Annotated in this window: 22 protein-coding genes and 1 tRNA gene; 6 read left to right on the top strand and 17 right to left on the bottom strand. The window is 60.9% G+C overall.

Annotated elements, in window-relative coordinates; translation table 11 throughout:
* Positions 1–429: 429 nt before the first annotated feature.
* Positions 430–1,026: a hypothetical protein gene (locus tag IG629_RS16645; RefSeq protein WP_193173052.1), complete on the top strand. Its 597-nt coding sequence runs from the start codon at positions 430–432 to the stop codon at positions 1,024–1,026.
* 24 nt (positions 1,027–1,050) lie between these two features.
* Here the strand turns inward: IG629_RS16645 and IG629_RS16640 are convergent, their stop codons facing one another.
* The 15 genes from IG629_RS16640 to IG629_RS16570 form a co-directional block, all read right to left on the bottom strand.
* A complete protein-coding gene (locus IG629_RS16640) occupies positions 1,051–1,491 on the bottom strand; it encodes a DUF1489 family protein (RefSeq protein ID WP_193173051.1) in 441 nt (146 codons plus the stop codon).
* Between the two features lie 50 nt (positions 1,492–1,541).
* Positions 1,542–2,936: an SLC13 family permease gene (locus IG629_RS16635; protein ID WP_193173050.1), complete on the bottom strand. Its 1,395-nt coding sequence runs from the start codon at positions 2,934–2,936 to the stop codon at positions 1,542–1,544.
* A gap of 68 nt (positions 2,937–3,004) precedes the next feature.
* The gene (locus IG629_RS16630) at positions 3,005–5,026 is read right to left on the bottom strand and encodes an acetyl/propionyl/methylcrotonyl-CoA carboxylase subunit alpha (RefSeq protein ID WP_193173049.1); all 2,022 of its coding nucleotides are present in this window, start codon (positions 5,024–5,026) and stop codon (positions 3,005–3,007) included.
* Positions 5,026–5,832 (bottom strand): enoyl-CoA hydratase/isomerase family protein, encoded by an 807-nt coding sequence (locus tag IG629_RS16625; RefSeq protein WP_193173048.1) that lies wholly within the window; start codon positions 5,830–5,832, stop codon positions 5,026–5,028. The genes IG629_RS16630 and IG629_RS16625 overlap by 1 nt, the downstream gene beginning before the upstream one ends.
* A 3-nt stretch (positions 5,833–5,835) precedes the next feature.
* Positions 5,836–7,443: a carboxyl transferase domain-containing protein gene (locus IG629_RS16620; RefSeq protein ID WP_193173047.1), complete on the bottom strand. Its 1,608-nt coding sequence runs from the start codon at positions 7,441–7,443 to the stop codon at positions 5,836–5,838.
* A gap of 10 nt (positions 7,444–7,453) precedes the next feature.
* Positions 7,454–8,074 (bottom strand): 2-hydroxychromene-2-carboxylate isomerase, encoded by a 621-nt coding sequence (locus tag IG629_RS16615; RefSeq protein WP_193173046.1) that lies wholly within the window; start codon positions 8,072–8,074, stop codon positions 7,454–7,456.
* Positions 8,075–8,102: 28 nt separating this feature from the next.
* Complete coding sequence (locus IG629_RS16610; RefSeq protein ID WP_193173045.1) at positions 8,103–8,777, bottom strand: SDR family oxidoreductase; 675 nt, start codon at positions 8,775–8,777, stop codon at positions 8,103–8,105.
* A gap of 11 nt (positions 8,778–8,788) precedes the next feature.
* Entirely contained in the window at positions 8,789–9,190 is a 402-nt protein-coding gene (locus IG629_RS16605; RefSeq protein ID WP_193173044.1) for a RidA family protein, read from the bottom strand.
* Positions 9,191–9,222: 32 nt separating this feature from the next.
* On the bottom strand, positions 9,223–9,834 hold the full coding sequence (locus IG629_RS16600) for a DNA-3-methyladenine glycosylase I (protein WP_319025113.1): 612 nt from the start codon (positions 9,832–9,834) through the stop codon (positions 9,223–9,225).
* Positions 9,835–9,847: 13 nt separating this feature from the next.
* Positions 9,848–11,020 carry an isovaleryl-CoA dehydrogenase gene (locus IG629_RS16595; RefSeq protein WP_193173043.1) on the bottom strand — a complete coding sequence of 391 codons (1,173 nt, stop codon included), beginning with the start codon at positions 11,018–11,020 and terminating at the stop codon, positions 9,848–9,850.
* Positions 11,021–11,052: 32 nt separating this feature from the next.
* Positions 11,053–11,514, bottom strand: a complete 462-nt coding sequence (locus tag IG629_RS16590; RefSeq protein ID WP_028467453.1) for a PaaI family thioesterase — start codon at positions 11,512–11,514, stop codon at positions 11,053–11,055.
* Positions 11,515–11,536: 22 nt separating this feature from the next.
* Complete coding sequence (locus IG629_RS16585; protein WP_028467452.1) at positions 11,537–11,929, bottom strand: MerR family transcriptional regulator; 393 nt, start codon at positions 11,927–11,929, stop codon at positions 11,537–11,539.
* A 44-nt stretch (positions 11,930–11,973) separates the two neighbouring features.
* Positions 11,974–13,506 carry a magnesium transporter gene (mgtE, locus tag IG629_RS16580; protein ID WP_319025112.1) on the bottom strand — a complete coding sequence of 511 codons (1,533 nt, stop codon included), beginning with the start codon at positions 13,504–13,506 and terminating at the stop codon, positions 11,974–11,976.
* Positions 13,507–13,510: 4 nt separating this feature from the next.
* Positions 13,511–15,799: an NADP-dependent malic enzyme gene (locus tag IG629_RS16575; RefSeq protein WP_193173042.1), complete on the bottom strand. Its 2,289-nt coding sequence runs from the start codon at positions 15,797–15,799 to the stop codon at positions 13,511–13,513.
* Positions 15,800–15,913: 114 nt separating this feature from the next.
* Positions 15,914–16,000: transfer RNA gene (locus IG629_RS16570), tRNA-Leu, on the bottom strand.
* Between the two features lie 135 nt (positions 16,001–16,135).
* Between IG629_RS16570 and lipB the strand changes: the two genes are divergently transcribed.
* Together lipB and IG629_RS16560 are read left to right on the top strand one after the other, a co-directional pair.
* Entirely contained in the window at positions 16,136–16,849 is a 714-nt protein-coding gene (gene lipB / locus IG629_RS16565) for a lipoyl(octanoyl) transferase LipB (protein ID WP_264299832.1), read from the top strand.
* Positions 16,850–16,936: 87 nt separating this feature from the next.
* Complete coding sequence (locus IG629_RS16560; protein WP_193173040.1) at positions 16,937–17,230, top strand: hypothetical protein; 294 nt, start codon at positions 16,937–16,939, stop codon at positions 17,228–17,230.
* Here IG629_RS16560 and IG629_RS16555 read toward each other — a convergent pair.
* Positions 17,227–17,649: a hypothetical protein gene (locus IG629_RS16555; protein WP_193173039.1), complete on the bottom strand. Its 423-nt coding sequence runs from the start codon at positions 17,647–17,649 to the stop codon at positions 17,227–17,229. The genes IG629_RS16560 and IG629_RS16555 overlap by 4 nt on opposite strands.
* A gap of 7 nt (positions 17,650–17,656) precedes the next feature.
* Entirely contained in the window at positions 17,657–17,953 is a 297-nt protein-coding gene (locus IG629_RS16550) for an acylphosphatase (RefSeq protein WP_193173038.1), read from the bottom strand.
* Positions 17,954–18,223: 270 nt separating this feature from the next.
* Here IG629_RS16550 and IG629_RS16545 point away from each other — a divergent pair, with 270 nt between their 5' ends.
* The 3 genes from IG629_RS16545 to plsY are packed head-to-tail and all read left to right on the top strand — an operon-like array spanning position 18,224 to position 21,154.
* On the top strand, positions 18,224–19,207 hold the full coding sequence (locus tag IG629_RS16545; RefSeq protein WP_193173037.1) for an aspartate carbamoyltransferase catalytic subunit: 984 nt from the start codon (positions 18,224–18,226) through the stop codon (positions 19,205–19,207).
* Positions 19,204–20,532 (top strand): dihydroorotase, encoded by a 1,329-nt coding sequence (pyrC, locus tag IG629_RS16540; protein WP_319025111.1) that lies wholly within the window; start codon positions 19,204–19,206, stop codon positions 20,530–20,532. Before IG629_RS16545 ends, pyrC begins: the two co-directional genes overlap by 4 nt.
* The gene (gene plsY, locus IG629_RS16535; protein ID WP_193173035.1) at positions 20,525–21,154 is read left to right on the top strand and encodes a glycerol-3-phosphate 1-O-acyltransferase PlsY; all 630 of its coding nucleotides are present in this window, start codon (positions 20,525–20,527) and stop codon (positions 21,152–21,154) included. The genes pyrC and plsY overlap by 8 nt, the downstream gene beginning before the upstream one ends.
* Positions 21,155–21,210 lie beyond the last annotated feature (56 nt).

The raw sequence follows: 21,210 nt of genomic DNA, 5'->3' as shown, positions 1-21,210 counted from the left end.
TACACAGGTCGATCATATAATCGAAAACCGGCAAACCAATTCAAGCCCGCCGCCTGCGCATCCCTTTCCTATATCTACAATGTCAAAGAGCTTCTCCTCCGGAGAGGAGAGACAATGAAACCCTGTTCCGCCTTACCGGCGGTCCCGGATATTCCTCGTCTGTGGAAGCCGCGAGGACGATCAACGTCTCGCGAAACCCGAATATAGGCGAGGCCGCTGCTGGATGCAAGCCCCTCTTTCGAGAGGCGCGTCAGCGCTGCGGCGCCGCGAAGTGGGCCGGTGTATAGGACCTCGGGCCGGGGGCTGTCAACAGCGAAAAAGCCTGACAGCCTCCGAAATTGATGGCACTATATATAGCATAAAAACGGCGCAAAAAAACATTCTATAGGGTGTTTCGGTCCAGAAAGCGCCATTGCTCGGGTTTCTGAAATGGATAAAATCGAGATGCAGACAGAGCGTCACGGCATAATTTTTTCGACCGCGCGCCCGCTGGCCGTGCTGGCGACCGTGTCAATGCTGGCGCTCGGCGCTTGTGTTCCCGGGGAATTTCCCTCTTTCGGGCAATCGGCCTCGACCGGTGCGCCGTCAAAGAAGGATGCGAATCAAACCGGCGCTCAAACACAGAGCCGCAGCGAGGGCCCGCAATTTGCGGAATTCCGCGACGTGCCGATTCCGGCCAATGCGGAAATCGATTTCGACAATCTTCTCGTTCTTGGCGCCGAGGATGGATGGATCGGCCGGCTGGCTTTGACGTCCGGCTACAAGATGCCGGACATGTACGCCTTCTACGAACGGGAGATGCCGCGTTTCGGCTGGATCAAGATCACCAGCGTCCGCTCGGCGATCAGCACCATGACCTATTCCCGAGGCGACCGTATCGCGACCGTAACCCTGCAGAGTCGGACCATTGGCGGCACCGCGATCGACTTTACCGTCGCTCCGGCCAACCCCCTGGCCAACAAGAGCAGCATGCTGCCGACCCCGCGTTCTCCTGCGCCGTCTGCCGGAGCTATGGTCAAGAGCTAGCCAGCATACGTCCCGTTCGGAGCCTTACAGAATACCGAGTCGCCGCAACTCCGCCTGCATCTCGTCGGGCATCTCGGCATCGATATCGCCTCCCGCATCGTATAGGTCCTGCGGGGCTTTCGCCTCTTCCAGATAGCGCCACCCCTGAAAGGCGCGATGCGGGCGCGGCACGACCCTGACGACCTCGGGATCGAGGACAATGCCGCAGTGCGGCCGCCCTTCCCCGGTCTCGACTTCATCCAGACGTTCGATTCTCTGCCGGGCCCGGACCTGCCCCTTGATGACCCAATAGAGCGAACCGCCTTCCAGAATCTCGTTCGCCCGGCGCGGGAAAGACCGCGTCCTGTGTATGCTGACCGGCTCCGCACCGGATGCTGCGGCATGACGGACCTGCTCAGCGCGGTATTGCTCAAGCTGCTCCACCGTCTCGATCCCGACGCAGAGCTTGATCAGATTGAGGGGCATGGCTGTTGTCCGCCGGGTTCGTGGTCTTGATGCGTGCCTGTCACAGAGATCTACCCGAACATGCCAAGCAACCACCACCAAGCGAAGTCCAGCGGCAGGATCAGGCCGAGCGACGCGATAGCCAGAAAAAGGCACGCCCGCGCACCGACCCGAATCGGCACGCCGCCAAGCTGCATACCGATGATGAATGGCGGCACCTGATACGGCAGGATCACGGTCGAAAAGCCGACCACGACCATGTTGAGCACGAGGAACACAGGAAAACCGCTGGCTTCAGCCACCTGATCCGCGAGTGGGGCCAGGACTGCCGGCACGGCCGGCATGGTGGAAATCATGCCCATCAGAGTGCCGATCCCGGCAATGGTCGCGAAATTCTGTGCCGGCTGCCCTGGCGCGAGACCGGCAGTCGCGATCAGTTTCTCTCCAATCCAGCCGCCTAGCCCCGACTGCGAAACGAGCGCTCCAACGGCAAGAATACCGGCGATATAGATCAATGGGTTGAGAGATATTTTCTGCCGGTAGACTTCGGCAGAAACCAGCCCCGCCCCGGGCATCAGGCAAAGCACCCCCACACCAAGCGACACCCAGGCGGCCGAGACGCCATGGACCGCGTCCGTAGCCCAGAAAACCAGCGCAGCGGCGAGATAGAGCGCCATCTTTCGCTCGGCTAAACTCATGCCGGACCAGTTCCCGCGCGTGTCTTCCTGTTCTGTCGCATCGGCATGGCCCGGTTCGCGGAACATCCAGGTCAAGAGAACGGCAATCACCACCGCCTTGACGGCACCAAGCACCGGGAAATGCAGCAGCAGATAGTCGAAATAGCGGATATGCACGCCGTGCGACGTTTCCGCCGCGCCCACCAGCACATTGTTCGGCACATTCGCCGGAAGCACGCCGACCGAGCAGAGATAGGAGGTCAGGATCATCGCCAGCACCATGCCGTTCCGGCCCTTGCTGCCGGCCGGATAGCCGAGCCTATCGGCCAGAGCGGTCATGATCGGCATCAACAGCACGATTCGCGACAAGGTCGACGGCATCAGGAAGATCAGTACCACAGAGACGATAACGATCCCGGCAATGACCGATCCATAGCCGCCGGAGATACGCGCGGTGATGGCCCGGGCCAGGCGCTTGCCGAGCCCCGTGACATCCACCGCCGCCCCGATAATGAGACCGCCCAGAACCAGCCAGAAAGCACCTGAGGCGAATCCGGAGAACACGGTTTCCGGCGGTGCCACGGAAAACACCATGGCGAGGAAGAAAAGCAGCATCGCCACCAGATGCTCGGTGATGGCGCCGGTCGCCCAGAGTCCGATACAGAGAACCACAAGCGCGCCCGCCGGAGCGGCACCGTCCGGCATGCCCGACGGCGGCAGGAGCGCCAGCCAGCCGGCAAGAGCGAAAACCGGTAAAAGAATCAGGTGGCGGGGTTGCAGATTCGACATCGAGGCAAACTCTTCAGTTTTACAGGCGGGACCGTCGTGAATTGGTCAGCCGACCGGCCCCGCACCAGTCAGTCAGCGACATGCGCCTCGAAGAGTAGCAAGTCCGCCCCCTCCTCGACCTGATCGCCGGGCGCGAAATGCACTGCCGTGACAATACCGTTATCAGGGGCCCTGATCACATGCTCCATCTTCATGGCTTCCAGCACCATCAACGGATCGCCCTTGGCGACGTCCGCCCCGTCGGCAACATGGACCGCGATCAGTTTTCCGGGCATCGGCGCGGTGACGTGACCTGAATCTTCACCGGCCTCCGCCCCGGAAGCCAGTGCCGTTTTCAAAACATAGCGATGCGCCGTACCGTCATAAAAGACAGTCACGGCTTCGACTTCGAAGGCGACCTCGACGCGCACGGCTATCCCGTCGATCCGCGCCTCCAATCTGCCGTCCTCATGAAGATCAACGGTAATCCGGACCTGGCTCTCACCCTGCTCGAATACGTAGATGCCGGCCGCGAGACGATACCGCAGCAACACTTCGTCAGCGCCGTGCAACAGGGTCAGTCCATGCAGGGGAGAATCATTCAGACGCCAGCCGTAAGCCATCGCCCATGGCGAATAAGGGTCACCTCCGAGGCGGGCTTGCCGCAACACGTCCAGGCGCTCCGCCTCCAGAATCGCTGCGGCAGCCAGCATCGGCACGGTCTCCGCGTCCCGCGTTGCGGTGGCCGCAAGATCGTCACGATAGGTCTCGATGAAACGCGTATCGACACCGCCCGCGATAAAAGCCGGATGTTCCACGATCCGCTTGAGGTAGGGAACATTGTTCGCCAACCCGGCGATCCGGGTTTCCGCGAGGGCCCGCGACATCCGGCGCAATGCCTCCGCCCGATCCCTTCCTTGGGTAATCAGCTTGGCGATCATCGGATCGTAATGAACGCTGACCGAATCGCCTTCGGCAACTCCGGTATCCACCCGGACACCATCCATTTGCTCCGGGAACGCCAAACGGCCGAGCCGCCCTGTCTGCGGCAGGAACTCGCGCTCGGGGTCCTCGGCATAGATCCGCACCTCAAGCGCATGGCCAGAAGCGGATATCCGATCCTGCGTAAGCGGCAATGTACCGCCTTCAGCCACGCGGATCTGCCAGGCGACAAGATCCTCGCCGGTGATCGCCTCGGTCACCGGGTGCTCCACCTGCAGCCGGGTATTCATCTCCATGAAATAGAAAGCGCCATCCTCATCCATGATGAACTCGACCGTGCCGGCACCGACATAGTCGATCGCCTTCGCCGCATCGATCGCCGCTTTCGCCATGGCCGAGCGTACGGTTTCGTCGAGCCCCGGCGCCGGTGCTTCCTCTACGACCTTCTGGTGACGGCGCTGAACAGAACAGTCCCGCTCAAAGAGATGCACCGCGTTGCCGTGCCGGTCCGCGAAAACCTGGACCTCCACATGACGCGGGCGGGTCAGGTATTTCTCGATCAGCAACCGGTCATCGCCAAAGGCCGCCGCTGCCTCGCGCTTGGCGGCAGCGATACCGTCGGCAAGAGTGTCCGCGCTCTCGACCACGCGCATTCCCTTGCCGCCACCACCGGCGCTTGCCTTCAACAGCACCGGAAAACCGATACCTGCGGCCGCTTTTTCCAGCGTATCCATGCTTTGATCCGCACCGTGATAGCCCGGCACAAGAGGAACCCCGGCTTTTGCCATGATGTCCTTGGCGGCCGCTTTGGAGCCCATGGCCTCAATGGCCGGAACATCCGGTCCGATGAACAGAATGCCGGCCGCGGAACAGGCACGCGCCAGTTCCGGGTTTTCGGAAAGGAAGCCGTAGCCGGGATGGATCGCATCCGCTCCCGTTGCTTTTGCTGCCTCAATCAGCCGGTCAATCCGCAAGTAGGATTCCGCCGCTGATGCCGGGCCGATCGGACAGGCCGTGTCGGCGGCGGCAACATGCAACGCAGCGGCATCCGCTTCCGAATAGACAGCGACTGTGCGGATGCCGAGCGAACGGGCCGTACGGGCGATCCGGCAGGCGATCTCGCCCCGGTTCGCGATCAGCAATGTGCGGATAGTGCGCATCTCCGTCATCAGGCGATCCAGTCCGGTTTGCGTTTTTCCAGAAATGCCGACAGCCCTTCGCGGCCTTCGCGCGTGGCCCGTTGCCCGGCAATCCGCTGGGCAGTCTCCCGCCGGGTCGTATCATCAAGCTCGCGCCCGGCCACCTCCCGCAACAGGGTTTTCGAGGCCCGGATGGCGTTAGGGCCGCCTTTTTTAATTTCCTTGAGGATAGCTCCGGTCTCTTCCTCCAACACGTCCGGCGCACAGACCTTATGCAGAAGCCCCATGCGCAATGCCTCGACCGCGCCGAACCCCTCCCCGGTCTGGAACCAGCGGTGCGATTCCCGGATACCGATGGCTTGAATGACATAGGGGCTAATCACGCCCGGAATGATCCCGAGACGAACTTCAGAGAGGGCGAATTGCGCCGTATCCGCCGCCACCGCGATATCGCAGCAGGCACAGAGTCCGAGTCCCCCGCCCATCGCTGTGCCGTTGACCATGGCGATGGTCGTCATGGGTAATGCATAGAGCGCATCCATCATGTTCGAGAACTGCATCGCGTCCTCGAAATTCTCATGCTGCGTATGGTCCGCCGCCCGTTTCATCCAGTTGAGGTCGGCTCCGGCGGAAAAACTCTTTCCGGCGCCAGTCAGGACCACGGCCAGAATATCCGCCCGATCTGCCAGAGAACGAAACAACCCGTGCAGATCCCCGATCAGGATTTCATCGAACGCATTATGGATGTCCGGCCGATTCAGCGTGACGGTCACGATGCCGTCCGCATCCTCGACAATCAGGCTCTCCGGGCGCTTCGGTGTGTATTCGCTATGCATCGCTTACATCCGGAAAATGCCGAACTTCGTCGGCTCTATGTCTCGATTGAGAGAAGCGGAAATGGAAAGGCCGAGCACAGTGCGCGTATCGGCCGGATCTATGACCCCGTCGTCCCAGAGCCGGGCACTGGCGTAATAGGGGTGCCCCTGGGTCTCGTATTGGTCGCGGATCGGCGCCTTGAACGCTTCCTCTTCGTCTTCGGGCCAGTTTTCGCCGCGTGCTTCCAGACCGTCCCGGCGCACCTGGGCCAGAACGCTCGCTGCCTGCTCACCGCCCATCACCGAAATTCGGGAGTTCGGCCACATGTAGAGCATGCGGGGACCGTACGCGCGTCCGCACATGCCGTAATTTCCGGCCCCGAATGAGCCGCCGATAATGACGGTGAATTTCGGCACCCGGGCGGAGGCCACAGCGGTGACAAGTTTGGCACCGTCCTTGGCGATACCGCCTGACTCGTATTTCCGGCCAACCATGAAGCCGGTGATGTTCTGCAGGAACACGAGCGGAATGCCGCGCTGGCAGCAAAGCTCGATGAAATGAGCGCCCTTCAGGGAGGATTCCGAAAACAGGATGCCGTTATTGGCGATGATACCGACCGGATAGCCCCAGAGATGGGCAAAGCCGGTGACGAGCGTTGTCCCATAAAGCGGTTTGAACTCGTCGAATTCGGAGCCGTCGACGATGCGGGCAATGATCTCGCGGACGTCATAGGGCGTCCGGGTATCCTCCGGCACAACGCCATAGATTTCTTCCGCATCGTAAAGCGGCTCGACCGGCTCGCGCACGGCGAGGGTCGGACGCTTCACCCGGTTGAGATTGCCGACGATACGTCGCGCCAGTCCGAGGGCGTGGGTGTCATCCCGGGCGATATGATCTGTTACGCCTGAGATACGGGAATGCACGTCCGCACCGCCCAGATCCTCAGCACTGACCACCTCGCCTGTCGCCGCCTTCACCAGCGGCGGGCCGCCGAGGAAGATGGTGCCCTGCTCCTTGACGATGATGCTTTCGTCCGACATGGCGGGGACATAGGCGCCGCCTGCCGTGCAGGAGCCCATGACCACAGCGATCTGCGGGATACCATCCGCCGACATGTTGGCCTGATTGTAGAAGATCCGCCCGAAATGATCCCGGTCCGGGAAGACTTCATCCTGCTCCGGCAAAAAAGCGCCACCGGAATCCACCAGATAGATGCAGGGCAATCCGTTCTGCCAGGCGATTTCCTGCGCCCGGAGGTGCTTCTTCACGGTAACCGGAAAGTAGGTGCCGCCCTTCACCGTGGCATCATTGGCAATGACCATCACTTCCTGGCCCATGACCCGGCCAATCCCGGTCAGGATGCCGCCGGAGGAGATATCACCGCCATACATGCCATGGGCAGCAAGCTGGGAGAATTCGAGCCACGGCGCGCCGGGATCGAGCAAGGTCCTGACCCGGTCACGCGGCAGCAGCTTGCCGCGGCCGACATGCCGCTCCTGACTGCGCTGACCGCCCCCCAGTTTGACGCCGGCGACCTGCTCCTGCAGATCTGCGACCAGCGTCCGCATACGCTCCGCATTGCGCTGGAAAGTCTCGTCCCGGCCCACGGGGGCAGTCTTGATAACCGTCATTGAAATACCCTTACCAACCGCCGGTGCTGAGCCACCGTTCGACATGATCCAGCCTGTCGGCGCCCCAGAAAGGCTCGCCATCGACAATAAAGTACGGTGCGCCACAGACCCCGGCCTCGATCGATGCATCGACCTCGGTCTTCAGCTTTTCTTTTACGTCCGCATCGTTGAGAGCAGCACGAAGCTCGTCCGGATCGACACCGTTCGCGGCGGCAATCTCGATAACCGCCTCGGCATTGTTGATCGCTTTCATCTCCTGAAAAGCCGCATTGAACAGGGCCAGCGCGACTTTTTGCGCCAGAGCCTCGTCCTTGCCTTTCAGCCACCAGGTTGCCCGTGCCGCCGCTACGGAAAGAAACGGAAAGCTCTCCGGAAAACTCAGGGGAAGCCCCATAAGGCGGGCACAGCGGTCAAGATCGCGACGCGAATATGCTCCCTTCAGCGGCTGGTCCATCAACGGTGTGTTACCGTTCAGCTTGAAGACCGCGCCCAGCAAGGTCGGCCGCCAATCCACCTGCCGGTGATAAAGTTTCGCCAGATCGTTGATCTTGTGGGCCGCCAGATAGGCGAATGGCGAGGAATAGTCGTAATAAAAGATGATCGGGCTTCCGCCCGTACCGTTCTCGGTCATTGTTTCGCTCCCTTAACTCCGTGGCCGGTCACCACGGCAATTCCGTCCCGTCGTAGTTGAAGAACCGCCCATTGTCGGACGGGCTCAATCCATCGATCACCGACTTGATGCCGGTAGCGCTTTCCACCGGAAGAACCGGGGCCGCCGCGCCCCCCATATCGGTGCGCACATGGCCCGGATGGAACATCACGGCGGTGAGCCCGTTTCCGGCAAATTCCAGCGACAGGCATTTGACAGCCATGTTGAGGGCGGCCTTGGAGGACCGATAGATATAGGATCCGCCGGTGCATTCCGCGAGTGAGCCCATCTTCGAGCTGATGAAGGCCATCTGCTTGCGATCACTGGACAGCACATTGTCCTTCATCGCCTCGGCGATACGGATCGGGCCGAAGAGGTTGGTTTCCATCGTGTCGGCCCAGGCCGCGTAATCGATCTCTGCCAGCATGCCGCGCCCGCCGATGATCCCGGCATTGTTCAGCAAAACATCAACCGGACGACCCTTGTAGCGTTCAGCCATGGCCGCGATGCTGGCCGCGTCATTCACATCCAGAGGGCAAAGCTCGACCCCCTCAATAACCGCGAGATCCGTGGCCCCGTCCGGGTTACGGCAGGCGCCGATCACGGACCAACCATCCGCCGCGTAAGCACGCGCCAGCTCGAGACCTATTCCCCGGTTTGCCCCGGTAATCAGAACTGTCGGCATTTTCGCCTCCTTCAGCGTTCGTTGCCAGGCCGCAGGATGGCTTTCGCCGTCACCTCGACCTCGACACGCATCTGCTCTTCGGCAAGATCGCAGATGATCGTCGTGTTCGCCGGACGGGCGGCATCGCAATATTTCTTGATGATCGGCTTGATCCGGTCGAACTCTTCCCGGCTGGCGACAAAGACCCGGACGCGGAGCATGTTTTCAAGGTTACTGTGCGCCTGAAGCAGCGCCCGCTGGATGTTCAGGAAACACAGCTCGGCCTGTTCCTCGACCGAATCCGGGAAGCTCATGCTCTCCGGATTGAAGCCTGTCGTGCCGGAGACATAGACCATGTCGCCATCGACAACGGCACGGGCATATCCGGCCATTTCCTCGAACGGCGATCCTGAATAGATGCGCTTTCCGATCATTTGTCCTCCCTCCGGCTCTTGCTGGCCGTCCTCTACCGTCGCTCTCCGACAGTAACGTGACACCCCTCGACATGATCGTCGACCATGCCCATAGCCTGCATGAAAGCGTAGCACGTGGTCGGGCCGACGAAGCTCCAGCCGCGTTTTTTCAGATCTTTGGAAAGCGCCGTCGATTCCGGCGTGGTTGCCATGGTCTGCAGTGTCGCAAAGTCGAGCCGCTCCGGTCCGCGATGCTCCGCCCTGAAACCCCAGACATAGTCCGAGAGGGAGCCTTCCTTCTCGATCAGCTCAATGGCCCGCTTTGCGTTGTTGATCGTCGAGACGATCTTGCCCCGGTGCCGGACAATCCCGGCATCCTGCACACAACGCTCGATATCCGCGTCGGTGAAAGCAGCAACCTTCTCGATCTCGAAATTGGCAAAGGCCGCGCGGAAGTTCTCGCGCTTGCGGAGGATCGTCAGCCAGGAAAGACCGGACTGGAAGCCCTCAAGGCAGATCTTCTCGAACAACGTGCGGTCGTCCCGCGCCCGCTGGCCCCATTCGGTGTCGTGATAGTGACGGTAGAGATCGTCTCCGGCACACCACCAGCAGCGCGGCTTGCCGTCAGCCTCATGAATCAGGCCGTTTTCATGATCGATGGCCACGTGGCCCTCCCGGTCAGGCGGTTTCCTTGAAGAGTTCGCGGCCGATCAGCATCCGGCGAATTTCGCTGGTACCGGCGCCGATCTCGTACAACTTGGCGTCGCGCAGCAGCCGCCCGGTCGCGGTGTCGTTGATGTACCCGTTGCCGCCGAGGCACTGAATTGCTTCAAGCGCCATCCAGGTTGCCTTTTCGGCAGCGTAGAGAATCGCGCCGGCGGCGTCCTTCCGGGTGACCTCTCCCCGGTCGCAGGCCTTGGCCACAGCATAGACATAGGCCTTGGCCGAATTCATCGTCACATACATGTCGGCGATCTTGCCCTGCATGAGCTGGAACTCGCCGATCGACTTACCGAACTGTTTACGCTCATGGATGTAGGGCACGACGATATCCATGCAGGCCTGCATGATGCCGAGCGATCCGGCAGCCAGCACCGCGCGCTCGTAATCGAGCCCGCTCATCAACACCCGGGCGCCGCCATTCAGCTGGCCGAGAACGTTTTCCTCCGGGATTTCGCAATTCTCGAACACCAGCTCGCACGTGTTCGAGCCGCGCATGCCGAGCTTGTCCAGCTTCTGCGCCGTCGAGAATCCCTTGAAGCCCTTCTCCACCAGAAAAGCGGTGATGCCGTGCTGATGCGCGTCCGGATCGGTCTTGGCATAAACCACCAGCGTGTCCGCGTCCGGGCCGTTGGTAATCCACATCTTGGTGCCGTTCAGGACGTAACGATCACCCTTCTTTTGCGCGCGCAGCTTCATAGACACGACGTCAGAGCCGGCGCCGGGCTCGCTCATGGCCAGCGCGCCAACATGCTCCCCGGAGATTAGCTTCGGCAGATATTTCTGCCGCTGCTCCTCGGTGCCATTCAGCCGGATCTGGTTGACGCAGAGATTGGAATGGGCGCCATAGCTGAGACCGACCGACGCGGAGGCCCGGCTGATCTCTTCCATGGCAACGGAGTGCTCGAGATAGCCCATCCCGGCGCCGCCGTACTTCTCGTCCACGGTCACGCCAAGCACACCGAGCGCGCCGAGCTTCGGCCAGAGATCCATCGGGAACTCGTTCGACCGGTCGATCTCCGCCGCACGCGGCGCAATTTCGTCCGCCGAGAAAGAACGCACCGCATCGCGCAGCATGTCCGCGGTCTCGCCCAGATCGTAGTTCAGCGAGGGGATATCATTCGGGATCATTCTTGTTTCCTCCGCTTTGCATTTTTACGGCGTCAGTTGCCGCTTCGGTCGTCTTCGCGACCATGCATGAGCATCATTGTGGCAAGCGCGGTCGCGGCCAGTTTTTCTGTGCCGTTCTTCACCGCAAGAACGTCGCACCGGCAGACCACAAGCGAGCGTCCGGGCCTGACAACGTCAGCCCTGGCAACCAGCTGCTCCCCATCTCCGGGCGAGACGATATTCATCTTGTATTCGACGGTCAGGATGCTCGCATCCGCCGGCGCCAGCGTAAAGGCAGCATAGCCGCAGGCATTGTCCGCAAGCGTGCCAATAATACCGCCATGGAAGAAACCATGCTGCTGGGTCAATTCTTCCCTGTAGGGAAGGTCAATCACGCAGCGGCCCGGCGCGACATCGGAAAGCACGGCACCGATATGCTCCATGAAAGCCTGCCGCGCGAAGCTTTCCCGCACACGACCGGCAAAATCTGGATTGGGTGTCTGAAATCTGGACATCGGACCTTCATTGACGTTCACGTCAATCATTCCCGTCTTTGGCCAGATCCGTCAACGACTCAATGCAACTCGCCTCGACGGCATCGAGTTCGTCCAGGATCAGGGTCATCTCACGCACCTGTTCCTGCAGCTTGGAGCGCCGCGCCCGGAGCTTTCCAAGGAGCAGCAGGATCTGCCGCTCCTCGCCCCGTTCGGCATCATAGAGGTCAATGATTTCGCGGATTTCCTCAAGGGAGAGGCCAAGCCTTCGCCCCCGCGCAATAAGACCGACACGCACCTTGTCTCGCTGGCTGAAAATCCGCGTGCGACCGCGCCGGGCCGGGCAGATCAGCCCCAGAGCCTCATAATGCCGGATCGCCCGTGTTGTCAGATCGTACTCGCGGGCAAGATCCGCCGTGGTGATTTCCTTCAGCATCGGAAAAGGAAATCACCGATTGACGCTAACGTCAATCAAACCGGTTATATCAGGAACAGCGCCGCAAGCCCGAGGAAGGTGAAGAAGCCGACCACATCCGTCACTGTGGTTAGGAATACCGTGGAGGCGACGGCCGGATCGATCTTGAACCGCTCAAGTGTGATCGGGATCAGCGTACCGGAAAGACCCGCGACAAAAAGATTGATCACCATGGCGGAAGCCATCACCGCCGCGATCTTCGGGTCCCCGAACCAGGCCCAGCAGGCGCCGGCCGCGATCAGTGCGAACATTATCCCGTTCAGGGATCCCACCGTCATTTCCTTCATCACGAATTTGAAGGCGTTGGTGGAACTCAACTCACGCATCGACAATGCCCGCACCGCGACGGTCAGAGTCTGGGTCCCCGCGTTGCCGCCCATGGAAGCAACGATCGGCATCAGCACCGCGAGGGCGACGATCTTCTCGATCGTGGTCTCAAAGGCACCAATCACGCCGGAGGCGACAATCGCCGTCACCAGGTTGACCGCCAGCCAGGAGAACCGGCTGCGGGTGGTGCTCAACAGACTGCCATGCAGATCGTCATTCGCCACACCACCGAGACGCAGGATGTCTTCCTCCGCCTCTTCGTTCATGACCTCGACCACGTCATCCACCGTGATCATACCGATCAGCCGCTCGTCGGCGTCCACAACCGGCGCGGAGACAAGCCCGTATTGCCGGAACATCATGGCGACGTCTTCCTGGTCCATCACGAGCGGCACTTTGTGGAAGTCCGTACTCATGATGTCGGCTACCCGTACCGGCCGCTTGCTCCGCAGTAAACGGCTGAGCGACAGTTTCCCAAAAGGGTGATGAGCCGGGTCGACAACGTAGATATCGTAAAAATAATTCGGCAGCTGTTCCGTGGTGCGCAGGAAATCAATGGTTTGGCCGACAGTCCAGTGCTCCGGCACCGTTACCAGCTCACGCTGCATGAGACGGCCGGCGCTGGCCTCGTCGTAGGTCAGCCCTTCCTCGATCATTGCACGTTCGCGATCAGGCATAGCGTCAAGCAGACGGGCCTGATCCTCATCGTCCAACTCGCCCAGAATCTCGACGGCATCGTCGGATTCGAGCATGTGCATGGCGTTCCGGAGAACTTCATCATCCAGCAGCGGGATGATTTCCTCACGCACCTTGTCGTCGAGATAAGTCAGGGTTTCCGGGTCGAAATAACGGCCGAGAACCGTGACAAGCGCTTCCCGGTTACGTCCCGAATAACGCTCGATCAGGTCGGCATGGTCCGCGGCATGCAGCGGCCGGACGAGCCGGTAGAGCTGTCGCGGCTTGTCGCCGGCCAGCGCCTGCGCGACTTCCTTCTCCAGCTCCGGTGTCAGACCGTAGAGCTTTGAGGCCGCGACGCTGTCATAGACCGCGAGTTCTTTTTCCAGAGACCGGATGCGCCGCTTCAGCTTTTTCTTTTTTCGCTTGGCCCGCGCCTTGCGCTGGATGTCGGCCGCATCATCGCCGGAAAGCTGTTGAGCGCCGAAAGAATCCACCGGCTCCTGCACGGGATCTTTGGGGCCTTCGACGCTCACTGATTCACCCCTTTTTGGCGCGGATACGGTGATGTTCCTGCGCGTCGACAACGGCAACGGCCGCCATGTTGATAATTCCGCGCACGGTGACCGACGACGTCAGAATATGCATGGGATAAGCGGTGCCGAGCAGGATCGGTCCGACAGACAGACCACGGCCGAGCGTCTTCAACAGATTGAAAGAGATATTGGCTGCATCGATCCCCGGCATGACCAGCAGGTTCGCAGCCCCGGTGAGACCGGCGCCCGGGAAAGCCCGGTCACGAGTTGCCTCGCTGAGCGCCGCGTCCGCATGCATCTCGCCCTCGATCTCAATGTCGGGATAAGCCTTTTTCAGCGCGGCAACCGATTCCCGCATCCGCACAGCGGACTCGAGATTCGACGAGCCGAAATTGGAATGCGACAACAGGGCGACCTTCGGCTCGATGCCGAAGCTGCGCACTTCCGTCGTCGCCAACCCCACCATCTCCACCAGGTCCGATGCACTCGGCGTCGGATTGACGTGGGTATCGAGAATGAAGATCGGGCCCTGCGGCATGATCAAAAGGCTCAGCGCCGTGCAGCGATGCACATCGGTACGTGGGCCAATGATATCGATGACTTCAACCAGATGATCGCGCCAGCGCCCAATCGCCCCGCAGATACCTGCATCAGCCTCACCCTGAGACACCATGATCGACGAAATTGCGGTCGGCCTGTTGCGCATGATTTGCCGCGCCCGGTCCGGCGAAACCCCGCGCCGGGCCATCATTTCGTGATACGTGGCAGCAAAGGAATCCAGCCGGTCGTCATTCTGCATGTCGACAATCTCGATATCCGCATCCGGCTTCAGACGGAGATGCAGTTCCTCGATCTTCCCGGCGATCACATCGCGCCGACCGATCAAAATCGGGCGCGCAATACCCTCATCGACAATGCTTTGGGCGGCGCGCAGAATGCGCTCCTGCTCGCCTTCGGCAAAGGCAATGCGTTTCGGGTCCTGCTTGGCGGATAGCACCACCGGGCGCATGACCTGACCGGAGCGATAAACGAACTGGCTCAGCTTTTCGTGATACCAGTCGAAATCCTCCATCGGCATGGTGGCCACGCCGCTGTCCATCGCGGCCTTGGCAACGCGCGGCGCGATTTCCAGGATCAGGCGCGGATCGAACGGCTTCGGAATGAGATATTCCGGCCCGAAGGACGGTGCTTCGCCACCATAGGCGCTCGCGACGACGTCGGAGGCTTCCTGTTGGGCCAGATCGGCGATCGCCTCAACCGCCGCGATCTTCATTTCCTCGTTAATCGTGGTCGCCCCGACATCGAGCGCGCCACGGAAAATATACGGGAAGCAGAGAACGTTGTTCACCTGGTTCGGGTAGTCCGAGCGACCGGTGCAAATCAGCGCATCCGGGCGAACCGCGCGCACCTCTTCCGGCAGGATTTCAGGATCCGGATTGGCAAGAGCGAGAACCAGCGGGTCCTTCGCCATCTTCTTCACCATGTCCTGCTTCAACACGCCCGGCGCGGAAAGGCCAAGGAAAACATCGGCACCGTCGATGACTTCTCCCAGCGTGCGAGCATCGGTCTCCTGGGCAAACGGCTCCAGGTGCGGATTCATTGAAGAACGCCCCTTGTAGACCACGCCGTCAATGTCAGTGACGGTAACATTCTCGTATTTCACACCCATGGAGACGAGCAGCTTCAGGCAGGCCAGCGCCGCCGCTCCGGCGCCGGAGGTGACCAGCTTGATGTCTTCCAGCTTCTTGTCGACACAACGCAGGCCGCTGAGGATTGCGGCCGCAACAATGATGGCCGTGCCGTGCTGGTCGTCATGGAAAACCGGGATGTTCATCCGGGCGCGAAGCTTTTCCTCGATCTCAAAGCATTCCGGCGCCTTGATATCTTCGAGGTTGATACCCCCGAAGGTCGGCTCGAGTGCGGCCACGACATCGCAAAACTTGTCGACGTCGAGTTCATCGACCTCAAGATCGAACACGTCGATATAGGCGAACTTTTTGAAGAGGACGGCCTTGCCTTCCATCACCGGCTTGGAGGCAAGCGGGCCGATATTGCCGAGACCAAGTACAGCAGTACCGTTCGTGACCACGCCGACAAGATTACCGCGGGCGGTCATGTTCCGGACTTCGTTCGGATCATCGACGATGGCCATGCAGGCGTAGGCAACGCCCGGAGAATAGGCAAGAGAGAGGTCGCGCTGCGTCGCAAGCGGCTTGGTCGCTTCGACCGTCAGCTTTCCCGGTCTCGGGTGCTTATGAAAATAAAGTGCCGCTTCCTTCAGTCCCTCAGCCACGATGGCTCTCCCCGATCACGTCCGTACCGGTCATTGGATAGACCGCATAGCCTTATAACGCCACAGCTGAAGTGGCGCCGAAAGGCAATTAAGTCATTATGATACAGAGAGAGATGGTGCGGTCGAGAAGACTCGAACTTCCACCCTGTTTCCAGGACAGCGACCTCAACGCTGCGCGTCTACCAATTCCGCCACGACCGCACATGTAGTGACATCTGAAGGCTTGCGCCTTCGGGATGCGGGGGAGTAGCAAATCCCTTTAACGGGATCAAGTATCATTGTGCCGAAAAGAGCATGGACGTGAAAAAACTTTATCCGCCGGGAGAGACTAAGGTGATGGATCTGGAATGGCGGATATCCGACGAGCCGGTCGCCTATCCGGACGCTCTAGCTGAAATGGACGCCCGGGCGGCGGCCATTCGCGCGGGAACCGCGCCGGAACTCGTCTGGCTGCTGGAACATCCGCCGCTCTATACGGCCGGCACCAGCGCGGACCCGAAGGACTTGCTCGAAACCCAGCGCTTCCCGATCTTCCAGACCGGCCGCGGCGGACAGTACACCTATCATGGCCCCGGTCAGCGGGTGGCCTACGTGATGCTCGATCTGACAACCCGCAAGCAGGATATCCGCGCCTACGTGCAAGCGCTGGAAGACTGGATCATCCGTACACTCGCGGCCTTCAATGTAAAGGGAGAGCGGCGTGACGGCCGGGTCGGGATCTGGGTGACACGCGGCGATATCGGGACGCCTCTTAGGGAAGACAAGATCGCCGCCATCGGTGTCCGGCTGAAACGCTGGGTCTCAATGCACGGAATTTCGATCAACGTGGAGCCCGAACTTTCTCATTTCGAAGGGATCGTGCCCTGCGGCATCAGCGAGCATGGCGTCACCAGCCTGCACGATCTCGGGCAACTCGTCTCAATGGCGGAAGCGGATCTGGAATTACACGCCGCGTTTGAGACCGTGTTTGGACCGGGCCAACAATTCGGCCGTCCGGACAAAATCGTGCCAGCCACACAGCGCCAGAACCCAGAAACGAATCACGGCTGAAATGCATTTTAAAGAAAATTCACATTAACTTAACGATATTAAATCGATACTATATGGAGACATTCATCCAAACGATTTGTTTTACGAATGATGCGTCACCAAACCAACATAGCGGACGTTGTTCGCGAGATGTCGCCTGACGAGTGCGAGGTGTTCGACCTGATTCTGGACGGCTACAATCCGTCGAAATCAGAAGACATCGGAGAATTCGTTGCCCGCATCGACACACCGATTGCGGATCTCCTTGTCGGCCTTCTCGAAAAGCGCCTGTTACAAAAAGTCGAGACCAAAGGGTACAGTTTTTTGCAGATCAATCCGGCTGCTGTCTGGTTTCTGGCAGAGCCGGAATACCGCACCTATGCAGTCAAAAAACCTGACTAACGAGCCAACACCGCTTTCACCATAAGGCCGATCGCACGGCGTGCCTCCTGCTCAAGGCGCCGGCCCTCCTGCTCCAGATCAGAGACCGTCACGGCCGGACGCGGGTCGTCCGCGTGGAGTAGATGATTCCGCCTGTTGCGCAGCCAGACATAGCCGGGACCAAACCGGGCCTCGTTCAGCATCAGTCCGTCGATATCCCCCTGATTCAGTTCCGCATCCAGCGCCGCCTGCGCGAAAACAAGCGCCGCCAACCAGGCTCCGGCAGCAAAGCAACGGCTCATCTCGTCAAAAAGCGCCTCGGCCTGCGGCGAGAGGCTCAGGCCTTCGCCATGACTCTCCCGATCGATCAGCGAACGGATCCAATCCAGTCTCCGTTGCATCTCGCTTGAGGAGGGCAGAGCATTTCCGAAAACCAGCATTGCGATCTCAGAGCGTCGGCCGCTGATGGAAGCCGGAATGGCCCGGCGGATCGGCATCATCGATACACTCGATGCCGGTTACCTTGGCTGCAGGCGGGCCGTTGCTGCAGGCTTCGATCATCGCGTCGACACTCGCGGACGGGCCGGAAAAGACCGCTTCGACCGTGCCGTCGCTCCGGTTACGGACCCAACCGTCAAGACCGGCGGCACTCGCCTCGCTCACAGTCCATCCGCGATACCAGACACCCTGAACCCGGCCAGAAATCACGACCCGTATTGTTGTCCGTGGAATGTGTTCATTCATGACTGGCCGCCCGTCAGTTGGCGATATGTCTCGTGAAACAGAGTTAGCCAATGCTTCCGCGATTGTATAGGGAAGCAGCCTTCAAACCGAGCTTTGAGTCGCACCCGATTCCCCCACACGGCCGGGCGCGCGGAAGCTCCGACAAGCACAAATCGTCAGGCCGACACCTGACTGTCCGGCAGGAGATCCGCCACCTCCGCGCTAATAAGGCGAAAGTACCCGCGAACGTCCTTGCCGCCCCCCGCGCCCGGCCCGTATAAGAAGCCTTTAATGACTAGCACTCAGCCCTCGCCCCAAAGTGACGCGCCCGCGCTTCGACTCCGACACCTGCTCGGCATCGAAGGCCTATCGCGCCCCGACATTGAAGCGCTCCTGGATCTTTCCGACCGCTATGTCGACATCAACCGCCGCGCGGACAAGAAAATGTCGAGCCTGCGCGGCCGCACAATCATCAACCTTTTCTTCGAGAACTCGACCCGCACGCGCACCAGCTTCGAGCTGGCGGGCAAGCGGCTCGGCGCCGATGTGCTCAACATGTCGGTCGGCACCAGTTCGGTGAAAAAAGGGGAAACCCTGATCGACACGGCAGTCACCCTGAACGCCATGCATCCGGATGTACTGACCATCCGGCACGGCGACTCGGGCGCGGTGCACCTGCTGGCGCAGAAGGTGAATTGCGGCGTCATCAATGCCGGCGACGGCACCCACGAGCATCCGACCCAGGCCCTGCTCGATGCGCTGACGATCCGCCGCCGCAAGGGCGACCTGGCCGGCCTGCAGGTTGCGATCTGCGGCGATGTCGCCCACAGCCGGGTTGCCCGATCCAATATCCATCTGCTCTCGATCATGGGCGCCCGGGTCCGGGTCTGCGCCCCGCCGACCCTGATCCCGCCCGGCCTTGAACGGCTCGGCGTCGAGATACATCACGACATGCGCACCGGGCTTGCCGACTGCGACATCGTGATGATGCTGCGGCTGCAGAACGAACGCATGGAAGGCAGCTTCGTGCCGTCCGTCCGCGAATATTACCGGCTGTTCGGCCTCGATCACGACAAACTCTCCGTCGCCAAGCCGGACGCGCTGGTCATGCATCCGGGGCCGATGAACCGTGGCGTCGAAATCGATTCGGACGTGGCGGACGATATTGACCGCAGCCTGATCCGTGAGCAGGTCGAGATGGGTGTTGCCGTCCGCATGGCCTGTCTCGAAGTTCTGGCGGAAGCGCAGCTCGAACCATGGGCGAAGAATCAGTGAGCCGTACTCTTTTCAAGAATGCCCGCCTGCTCGACCCTGAGTCCGGTCTGGACGCGCAAGGCGCCATGCTGGTGGATGGGGCGCGGGTCCTCGATATCGGCCCGAATGTCTTTGTCGATGCCGTCCAGGACGATGTGCATGTTGTCGACTGCAAGGGCCTCTGCCTCGCCCCGGGGCTGGTCGACATGCGGGTCTCCACCGGCGAGCCGGGGAACGAGCATATCGAAACCCTGGCGACGGCAGCCCAGGCCGCTGTCGCCGGCGGTGTCACCACCTTCACCTGCTTGCCGAACACCGACCCCATCGTCGACGATGTCGCGGTGCTGGAGTTCGTCGAACGTCTGGGACGCGATGTCGGACTGGTGAACATCCATTCCTATGCCGCCGCCACCAAGGGGCTCGGCGGCAAGGTGATGACAGAACTCGGCCTGCTGCATGAATCCGGCGCGGCCGGCTTCACCGATGGCGGCAAGGCGATTGCGCATCCCCTCGTCATGCGCCGCCTGCTCTCCTATGCGCAACTGTTCGATACCGTGATCATCCAGCATCCGGAGATGCCGGAGATGGTCGGCAGCGGTGTTATGAACGAAGGCGAAACAGCAACACGTCTTGGTCTGCCCGGCATTCCGGCAGCGGCCGAGGTCATGATGATCGAGCGGGATCTCCGGCTGGTTGAGCTGACTGGTGGCCGGTTGCATTTCTCCTGCCTTTCGACCGCAGCGGCTGTTGAAGCCGTGCGCCGGGCGAAGGCCTCCGGGCTGCGAGTAACGGCGGACACCGCCCCCCCCTATTTCTCGCTCACTGAGTCCGCAGTGGTCGGCTACCGCACCTTCGCCAAGCTGTCCCCGCCGCTGCGCACCGAGGAAGACCGCCTGGCAGTTATAGAAGGCCTTGCCGACGGCACCATCGATGCCATCGTCAGCGCCCACATCCCGGGCGACCGGGACCAGAAGCGCCTGCCTTTCACCCAGGCGGATTTCGGCGGCGTCGGACTGGAGACTCTTCTCTCCGTGTCTCTGGAGCTTGTGCATAACGACCAGGTGCCGTTCCTGACGGTTCTGAAGGCGCTGACCCAGTCCCCCGCCGATCTGCTGAAGCTTCCGGCAGGGCGGCTCCGCAAGGGGCATCTCGCGGACTTCATCCTGTTCGATCCGAACCGGGCCGTGCGGATCGACAGGGACGAGTTGCGCGGTAAATCCAGGAACACGCCGTTCGACGAGCGACCTGTGCAGGGCCGCGTCGAACGGACCTACCGGGCCGGCAATCTGGTATTCGATATCGAGACCTCACCGGTTCCCGAGCGGCGGAGATTCCCCGATGCCTGATCTTCTGGGTCCGCTCGAATACACATGGCCCTTCTATGCCTGTGCCCTCGCCGCCTATCTTCTCGGCTCGGTCCCCTTCGGCCTCGTCCTGACACGTCTCGCCGGGCTTGGTGATGTCCGTTCCATCGGCTCCGGCAGCATTGGGGCAACGAACGTACTCCGGACCGGCAGCAAACCCCTGGCCATCGCCACGGTGATCTGCGACAGCGGCAAAGGGGCTGTAGCGGTTCTGCTCGCCAGCCAGTACGGCCCGGACATGGCCGTTATCGCCGCGGGCGCCGCGATGCTCGGCCATTGTTTTCCAGTCTGGCTGAAATTCAAGGGCGGCAAGGGCGTCGCGACGGCCTTCGGCATTTTGCTCGCACTGTCCCCCTTGGTCGGCGGACTGACGGGCCTGACATGGCTCGCGATCGCGGTGATCTTCCGCATATCCTCGCTTTCCGCACTCGTCGCATCCGTCGCGGCGCCGTTCTATATGGAGTGGCTCGTCGACAGGCAGCATGCGGAACTCGCGCTCTTCATGGCCTTGCTCGTCATCTTCCGCCATCACGGGAATATCCGGCGCCTGATCAAGGGCGAGGAAAGCCGGATCACATTCTCCAAGGACAAGCCGAAGAGCTGAAACCGGCACCTCCTTCCAGAAATCCTCCCGTCCCGTCCATGGATGAGACGGGAGGA

The organism is Nisaea nitritireducens (genome assembly GCF_014904795.1).
GTDB lineage: Bacteria > Pseudomonadota > Alphaproteobacteria > Thalassobaculales > Thalassobaculaceae > Nisaea > Nisaea nitritireducens.
Note: the sequence above shows the minus strand (reverse complement) of the source record. Positions and strands in the feature narration are given on the sequence as shown.